This is a genomic window from Methylibium sp. (assembly GCF_013817345.1).
Taxonomy (GTDB): domain Bacteria; phylum Pseudomonadota; class Gammaproteobacteria; order Burkholderiales; family Burkholderiaceae_C; genus Methylibium.
Map to the genome: position 1 here is coordinate 1 of NZ_JACDCW010000133.1, position 8281 is coordinate 8281.

Sequence of the window (8281 nt, forward strand, 5' to 3'; positions counted from 1 at the left end):
CACCGGCACACGGCTCACCTTGTGGCTCGAGTACCAGGTTTTTGCGGCACCGGTCGCCGCACGCGTCTACGAGCTGCCGGCGCTGCGGCTGCGCTTCGATGGCACGCCGCGGGCGGAGGATCTGTTCATCGAGTCCTGGCCGGTCGCGGTCGCGCCGCTGGTGCCGGAGCAGGCCCCGCAACGGCGCGGCCTGGGCGATCTGCAACCCGACACCGCGCCCGTCCTGCGTGACACCGGGCCGGAACGTCTACTGATTGCCGGGTGTGCGGCCTTGGCGCTGAGTCTCGGCAGCTATCTGGCCTTCGTCTATTTCGGCCTGCCCTGGCTTTCCGCACGGCAGCGGCCTTTCACGCGCGCCTATCGGCGGCTGCGCGCCGGGCGCAAGGCGCCGGCCTCAAAGCTGGGCTGGCAAGACGCTTGCCGCGCGATCCACGCAGCGTTCAACGAAACGGCAGGGCAGGTGGTCTTCGCCGACACGGTGGACGGCTTCATCCGTCGGGTACCTCGCTTCGCGCCGCTGCGCGAGGACATCCGTGACTTCTTCATGCGCTCGCAGGCCACGTTCTTTCAAAACGGTTCGCCGCTCTCCGCCGCGAACGCCGAAGACCGCGCGGACCGAGCAGATCGAGCAGACGGTGCGGACGGTGCGGACTGCGCAGATGGTGCGGGCGGTGCCGGCGCCGCCGGGCGCGACTGGCTGCTCGCCTTCGCGCGAGCCTGCCGCAATGCCGAGCGCGGCACCGCCTGAGAACAAGCCGCCATGCTTTCCAACGAACTGCCTTTCACCTCGCCGTGGCTCTTGCTGGCATTGCCGCTGGCGCTGCTCGCACTGTGGCGGCGTCCGCAGGCGGTGCTGCTGCACTCCTGGTCGGCGCTGCTGCCGCCCGACCGCCTCTCGGGCGCACTCGACGTGTTGCTGCGAGTGCTGGCGGTGCTGGCCATCGCCGCCGTGCTGCTCGGACTCGCCGGCCTGTACCGGCCCGCCTACGAGATCGAGCGCGTGGGGCAGGGCGCCGAGATCGTCCTGCTGGTCGACCGCAGCCGCAGCATGGATCAGGCCTTCATCAGCGGCACGCCCTCGGGCATCGCCACGCAAACGCCCGGTCTGGCCAATTTCAACATCAGCCGGGAGCGCGCCGATCGAGGCCGGCCGTCCAAGCAGCAGACCGCCCGCGTGCTGCTCGGCGAGTTCGCGGCCCAGCGCAGCGCCGACCGCTTCGCAATGCTGGTGTTCAGCACCTTGCCGATCCGCGTGCTCGACTTCACCGAGAAGCCCGCCGCTGTGCAGGCCGCCATCGCCGCCGGCGAGATCGGACGCGGCTTGGCCGAGACCGATATCGGTCTGGCGCTGGAGGCGGGCCTGGGCTCCTTTCACAACCGGCCTTACACCGGCTCTCGCATCATGATGCTGGTCTCAGACGGTGGTGACGACCTGACGGACGAGGCACGCACCGAAATCGCCCGGCGCATGAGCGACTACCGCGTCACGTTGTACTGGTTCTATATCCGCTCATTCCGCAGTCCCGGCCTGAACGCCGAGCCCGGTGACGAAGCGGTGGCGCCCGAGGTCCACCTGCACCGCTTCTTCGGCAGCATGGGCACCCCCTACCGCGCCTACGAAGCCGAGAACCCCGAAGCGCTGCAGCGCGCGATCAACGACGTGAACCGGCTCGAGAACCTGCCGATCACCTACCTCGATACCGTGCCGCGGCGCGACCTTTCGCAGTGGTGCTATGGCGCGGCCCTGGGCTGCGTGCTTCTGCTGCTGACTGCCAAGCTGATGGAGTTGCGCGCATGGCGCTGAACCCGCTCGCAGCATCGCCTGCGCCGAGCCGTCGCCGTCGGGTGCGCGCGGCCTTCGCCGCGCTGGCCCTGACGGGGGCCGCGGCGCTGGCAGCCGGCATCTCCTGGTGGCACAAGGCGCAGGACAACGCGCTGATCGCCGCTGGCCAGGCCTCGCAGCAACTCGACATCAAGGCGCCGCTCGCACCGGCCCTGCGCTTCGCCCAGGCCCACGAGCTCGCGGCGCGCGGTGAAGACGAAGCGGCGTTGACGCGCTACCGCAGCCTGCATGGCGACCGGCAGTTCGGCGTGGCGGCGCGTTTCAACAGCGCTAATCTGCTGATGCGTCAGGCGCTCGGGCTCGCTGCCGATAGCAACGCCACCGAGGGCGCGGGTCAGTCGGTCGCGCTGACCGAGCTGGCCAAGCAAGGCTTTCGCGAGGTGCTGCACGCCGATCCGGGGCACTGGCCGGCGCGCTACAACTTCGAGCGCGCGCAGCGGCTGCATCCCGACCCGGACGACAACGACCCAGCCATCGCCGAGCCCCGCAACGATGCCGAACGGGCCGCGACCAAGATGCGCGGCATCGAGCCGGGTCTGCCATGAGCAGCGGCCTGCGCTGGCGCGAGCGCACGGCCGGTGTGCGTGACACCTTGCGCGGCCGTTGCGACGCGCTGCTGCTCGGCCTGGCCGCCGCGGCGCTGGCTGCGACTTTCCTGCGGCCCTCAGTGCCGATGCAGCGCCCCGAACTCGAGGTGGTGGTCGTGCTCGACGTGACGCAGAGCATGAACGTGCCCGACCAGCAGCTCGGCGGCAAACCCGTCTCCAGACTGACCCACGCCAAGGCGGCGCTGGAAAGCGTGCTGCTGTCTCTACCCTGTGGCACCCGGCTCGGCTGGTCCTTCTTCACCGAATACCGCAGCTTCCTGCTAATGGCGCCGATCGAGGTTTGCGCGCACCACCGCGAACTTCGCGACACACTGCGCCGCATCGACGGGCGCATGGCCTGGGCCGGCAACAGCGAGGTCGCCAAGGGCCTCAACAGCGGGCTGCAGATCGCGCACACGCTGCCGAGCCGGCCGGCGCTCGTGTACGTGACCGATGGCCACGAGGCCCCGCCGGTGAACCCCGGCTACCGGCCCAGCTTCACCGTCGAACGCGGCGAAGTGCGTGGCCTCGTCGTGGGCGTTGGGGGCGACGTGCCGCTGCCGATACCGAAGATCGACCCGGCCGGGCACGTGCTCGGCGAGTGGGCGAGGGGCGACGTGCTGCAGGTCGATCCGCGCAGCCTGGGACGCGGGGGCAGCGTGGTCGGCGAGCAGATGGTCGATCCGAACGAGCGCTACGTTGCGCCCCTGCCGGGCGCCACGCCCGGCAGCGAGCACCTGTCGGCATTGCGCGAAGACTATCTGCGGTTGCTCGCCTCCGAAACCGGGCTGGGCTACGAGCGACTGAGCGACGCCGCAGCGCTCGGCGCGGCGTTGCTCGACGCGGGTCTGTCGCGGTCAGTGCCTTCGCGCCTGGACCTGCGCGGGGTGCTCGCCACCGTGGCCTTGGTTGCGCTGGCGTGGCCCCTGTTGGCGGTCCTGCGCATAAGCAGGCCGTCACGCCGAAAAGCAAAAGCAGCAGCAGCGCTCGACGAGCTGCGGGGGCGGAGCCGTCCTCACGCAAGCCGGTAGGCGGCTGAATCCTTGTCGGCCGAACTACGGTCGCTCTGCCGAGCTGCCCCGAGCCCTTTTGATGATTTCACGATCGAGAGTTGAGGTTCCGCGATGTGAAATTATTGATTGTTGCAGCGCCGCAAAATCTTTCGTTGTGAAAAACGACGTTTCGCATGCAGAAACGTGTTTGCTAAGTATCTGTCAGGCAACCAAATAATTTATGTCTTCTATAAGACATAAGTCTTCACAAGCCCGACGAACAGGACTACGCTTTGGCTCATTGGTTTTCCGTTTTCTTGCAACCCCACCGGAGTTTTCCCATGAGCCGAGCCACCCGAGAACAACAAGCCGCCGCCCTAGAGAAAGACTGGGCCGAAAACCCGCGCTGGAAAGGCATCAAGCGCGGCTACACCGGCGCCGACGTGGTGCGTCTGCGCGGCTCGCTCGCGATCGAGCACACGCTTGCCAAACGCGGCGCCGAAAAGCTGTGGAGCCTGGTCAACACCGAGCCCTTCGTCAACACTCTCGGCGCGCTCACCGGCAACCAGGCTCTGCAACAGGTCAAGGCCGGCCTGAAGGCGATCTACCTGTCGGGCTGGCAGGTGGCGGGCGACGCCAACAGCAACGGCGAGATGTACCCGGACCAGTCGCTCTACGCAGTGGACTCGGTGCCCAAGTGCGTGAAGAAGATCAACTCGACCTTCCAGCGCGCCGACCAGATCCAGTGGAGCGAAGGCAAGGACGACACCGACTTCTTCGCACCCATCGTGGCCGATGCCGAAGCCGGCTTCGGCGGCGTGCTCAACGCCTTCGAGCTGATGAAGGCCATGATCGAAGCGGGTGCCGCCGGCGTTCACTTCGAAGACCAGCTCGCCTCGGTCAAGAAGTGCGGCCACATGGGCGGCAAGGTGCTGGTGCCCACTCGCGACGCCGTCGGCAAGCTGGTGGCGGCTCGTCTCGCGGCTGACGTGATGGGCACGCCGACGGTCCTGCTGGCACGCACGGACGCCGAAGCGGCTGACTTGGTCACAAGCGACATCGACGAGAACGACAAGCCCTTTTGCACCGGCGAGCGCACCGTCGAAGGCTTCTACCGCACCCGCAACGGCCTGGAGCAATCGGTCAGCCGTGGCCTGGCCTATGCCGAGTACGTGGACATGCTGTGGTGCGAGACCGGCAAGCCCGACCTGGCCTTCGCCAAGGCCTTCGCCGACGCCATCCACGCCAAGTTCCCGGGCAAGCTGTTGGCCTATAACTGCTCGCCGTCGTTCAACTGGAAGAAGAACCTGGACGACGCGACCATCGCCAAGTTCCAGCGCGAGCTTGGTGCCATGGGCTACAAGTTCCAGTTCATCACGCTGGCCGGCTTCCACAGCCTGAACTACTCCATGTTCGACCTGGCCTACGGCTACGCGCGCAACAACATGAGCGCCTTCGTCGAACTGCAGGAAAAGGAGTTCGCCGCCGCCGAGAAGGGCTTCACCGCCGTGAAGCACCAGCGCGAGGTCGGCACCGGCTACTTCGACGCCGTCACCACCACCATCGAGAAGGAATCCTCGACCGGCGCGCTCAAGGGCTCTACGGAAGACGAGCAGTTCTTCGACCAGAAGCACGGCTGAGTCCTTGGCGGCGTCGCCGTCGCGGCAGCCGTTGCGAAGCAAGGCACCCGCGGTCCCGAACTCCCCCTTTGCGGTTCCTTCGGGCACCGCAAGCACTGCCCGCTCAGCCCGACCTAGGCTGGCCGGGCAGTTTGCCTTGCGCTGGCTTAAAATTCGCGACTTCATCGGCCGCCCCGGCCGACCGCAGCAAGAGCGAGAAAGGCAGTACCGGTTATGACACCGCGAACTACGACCCTCTCCGACAAGGTTGCCCTGACCGCGGCTTGAACGCTTACGTTCGTCTTGCCTGCCAGCGCGGTCGCTCACCGCGCTTTTCTTTTTTCAGAGGTCCCAGACATGGTTTCGATCCAGCTTCCCGATGGTTCCCGGCGTGAGTTTCCGGGTCCCGTGACGGTGCAAGAAGTCGCGGCATCGATCGGTGCCGGCTTGGCCAAGGCGGCGCTCGGCGGGCGGGTGGGGCAGGGCGATTCGGCCCGGCTGGTCGATGCCGGCTACCGCATCGAAGACGACACGTCCTTGGCCATCGTGACAGAGAAGGATCCGGACGGCCTGGAGCTGATCCGCCACTCGACCGCACACCTTCTGGCCTATGCCGTCAAGGAGCTGTTCCCTGAGGCCCAGGTCACGATCGGCCCGACGATCGACAACGGCTTCTATTACGACTTCTCGTACAAGCGCCCCTTCACGCCCGAGGACCTGGCCGCCATCGAAGCCAAGATGAGCGAGCTGGCGAAGAAGGACGAGAAGGTCGAGCGCCGCGTGCTGCCGCGCGACGAGGCCGTGGCGCATTTCAAGGCCATGGGCGAGCACTACAAGGCCGAGATCATCGCCAGCATCCCCGCCGGCGAAGACGTTTCGCTCTACCGCGAAGGCGGCTTCGAGGACCTGTGTCGCGGCCCGCACGTTCCGAGCACCGGCAAGCTCAAGCACTTCAAGCTCATGAAGGTGGCCGGCGCCTACTGGCGCGGCGACCATCGCAACGAGATGCTGCAGCGCATTTACGGTACTGCCTGGGCCACGAAGGAGGACCTGCAGCAACACTTGCACAGGCTCGAAGAAGCGGAAAAGCGCGACCACCGCAAGCTCGGCCGCGAACTCGACCTCTTTCACCTGGACGAGCACGCGCCCGGCCTCGTGTTCTGGCACCCCAAGGGCTGGGCACTGTGGCAGCAGGTCGAGCAGTACATGCGCGCCGTCTATCGCGACAACGGCTACCTCGAGGTCAAGGGCCCGCAACTGCTCGACCAGGGCCTGTGGGAGAAGACCGGCCACTGGGACAAGTACCGCGAAAACATGTTCGTCACCGAAAGCGAGAAGCGCGACTACGCGCTCAAGCCGATGAACTGCCCCGGCCACATCCTCATCTTCAAGCAGGGCATCAAGAGCTACCGCGATCTGCCGCTGCGTTATGGCGAGTTCGGCCAGTGCCACCGCAACGAGCCGACGGGCGGGCTGCACGGCATCATGCGGGTGCGCGGCTTCACGCAGGACGACGGCCATGTCTTTTGCACCGAAGAGCAGATCCTCGAGGAATGCGTGGCCTACACGGCGCTGCTGCAAAAGGTCTACCGCGACTTCGGCTTCAGCGACATCGTCTACAAGATCGCCACGCGGCCGGCGGCGCGCATCGGCACCGACGCGGTCTGGGACCAGGCCGAAGAGGCGCTCATGGAAAGCCTGCGCCGCTCCGGCTGCAAGTTCGAGATCGCGGCGGGCGACGGCGCCTTCTACGGCCCGAAGATCGAATACACGCTCGAGGACGCGCTCGGCCGGCCCTGGCAGTGCGGCACCATGCAGGTCGATTTCTCCATGGCCGAGCGGCTCGATGCCGAATACGTGACCGAATCCGGCGAGCGTCGCAACCCGGTCATGCTCCACCGCGCCATCGTCGGAAGTTTCGAGCGCTTCATCGGCATCTTGATCGAGCAACACGCTGGCGCTTTACCGGCCTGGCTGGCGCCGGTGCAGGTGGCTGTGCTCACGATTACGGAAGCCCAGGCCGACTACGCTGCAGCACTTGCGAAAACGCTGCAAAAACAAGGAGTTAGGGCTGTCAGTGATTTGCGCAACGAGAAAATCACGTATAAAATCCGCGAGCATTCAATGCAAAAGCTTCCGTATATCCTCGTCGTTGGCGACAAGGAAAAGGCTGCGGGAGCGGTTGCGGTGCGCGCCCGGGGCAATCAGGACCTCGGCGTGATGCCCCTAGATGCCTTCTTCCAGAGGATCGCTAGTGACATCGCCCACAAGGCGTGATGCAGGCTTGTTGTTTGCTGCGTCCGCCCGGTGTGCCAGGCGCGTGTGTGTTCAACGTGGAGCCCGATCTTGCGCCAAGAGCAAGGCTCGAAAAAAGGATCTAAACCATCGCTAACTTCTTTGACCGTCGCACCCGGAACGACGAACGCAAGCACAGGCTCAACCGGGAAATCATGGCGCCGGAAGTGCGCCTGAACGGCCCGGAGAACGAACCGCTGGGCATCGTCAACATCCAGGAGGCCCTGCGCCTGGCCGGCGAGGCCGACGTCGATCTGGTCGAGATCGCTGCCACGGCCGACCCCCCGGTCTGCCGCCTGATGGACTACGGCAAGTTCAAGTACGGCGAGCAAAAGAAGGCCGCCGAAGCCAAGGCCAAGCAGCACGTCATCGACATCAAGGAAGTGAAGTTCAGGCCCGGCACCGACGAGGGCGACTACGCGATCAAGATGCGCAACCTGCGCCGCTTTCTGGAAGAAGGCGACAAGGGCAAGGTCACCTTGCGCTACCGGGGCCGCGAGATCACCCACCAGGATATCGGCATGCGCCTGCTGGAGCGCATTCGCGACGAGTTGACCGATGTGTCGGTGGTCGAGAACATGCCCAAGCTCGAAGGCCGCCAGATGATCATGGTGCTGGGGCCCAAGCGCAAGAAGTGAGTTTTAGAGCGGTACGAGTTGAGTTCGACCGTTGCTGCGGTCTGGTCGCCGCAGCAACGCCACAAGTGCCCGATGGCTCAAAGCCCGCGAGCGGTTCGCGGCGCCTCTCGGGTGCAATTCAAGAAGGAGCAGTCATGCCCAAGATGAAGACCAAGAAAAGCGCGGCCAAGCGGTTTCGCGTTCGCCCGGGTGGCACCGTCAAGCGCGGTCACGCGTTCAAGCGCCACATCCTCACCAAGAAGAGCACCAAGAACAAGCGCCACCTGCGTGGCACGACCTCGGTGCACGAGACCAACATGGGCCACAT

The 8281-nt window shown here is 65.8% G+C and carries 8 protein-coding genes; all 8 read left to right on the forward strand.

Features of this window, described 5'->3' with window-relative positions; genetic code table 11:
• Positions 1-748: hypothetical protein (locus tag H0W40_RS17905; RefSeq protein ID WP_292448972.1), on the forward strand; the 748-nt coding region annotated here is incomplete at its 5' end.
• A gap of 12 nt (positions 749-760) precedes the next feature.
• On the forward strand, positions 761-1804 hold the full coding sequence (locus tag H0W40_RS17910; RefSeq protein ID WP_292448975.1) for a vWA domain-containing protein: 1044 nt from the start codon (positions 761-763) through the stop codon (positions 1802-1804).
• Complete coding sequence (locus tag H0W40_RS17915) at positions 1795-2388, forward strand: hypothetical protein (protein ID WP_292448977.1); 594 nt, start codon at positions 1795-1797, stop codon at positions 2386-2388. Before H0W40_RS17910 ends, H0W40_RS17915 begins: the two co-directional genes overlap by 10 nt.
• The gene (locus H0W40_RS17920; protein WP_292448979.1) at positions 2385-3461 is read left to right on the forward strand and encodes a VWA domain-containing protein; all 1077 of its coding nucleotides are present in this window, start codon (positions 2385-2387) and stop codon (positions 3459-3461) included. The genes H0W40_RS17915 and H0W40_RS17920 overlap by 4 nt, the downstream gene beginning before the upstream one ends.
• A gap of 302 nt (positions 3462-3763) precedes the next feature.
• A complete protein-coding gene (gene aceA / locus H0W40_RS17925) occupies positions 3764-5062 on the forward strand; it encodes an isocitrate lyase (RefSeq protein WP_292448980.1) in 1299 nt (432 codons plus the stop codon).
• Between the two features lie 336 nt (positions 5063-5398).
• Positions 5399-7318 (forward strand): threonine--tRNA ligase, encoded by a 1920-nt coding sequence (gene thrS, locus H0W40_RS17930; protein WP_292448982.1) that lies wholly within the window; start codon positions 5399-5401, stop codon positions 7316-7318.
• A gap of 107 nt (positions 7319-7425) precedes the next feature.
• Positions 7426-7974 (forward strand): translation initiation factor IF-3, encoded by a 549-nt coding sequence (infC, locus tag H0W40_RS17935; protein ID WP_292448983.1) that lies wholly within the window; start codon positions 7426-7428, stop codon positions 7972-7974.
• Between the two features lie 134 nt (positions 7975-8108).
• Positions 8109-8281 (forward strand): 50S ribosomal protein L35 (gene rpmI / locus H0W40_RS17940; protein ID WP_292448985.1); only part of this gene is annotated, 173 nt, incomplete at its 3' end.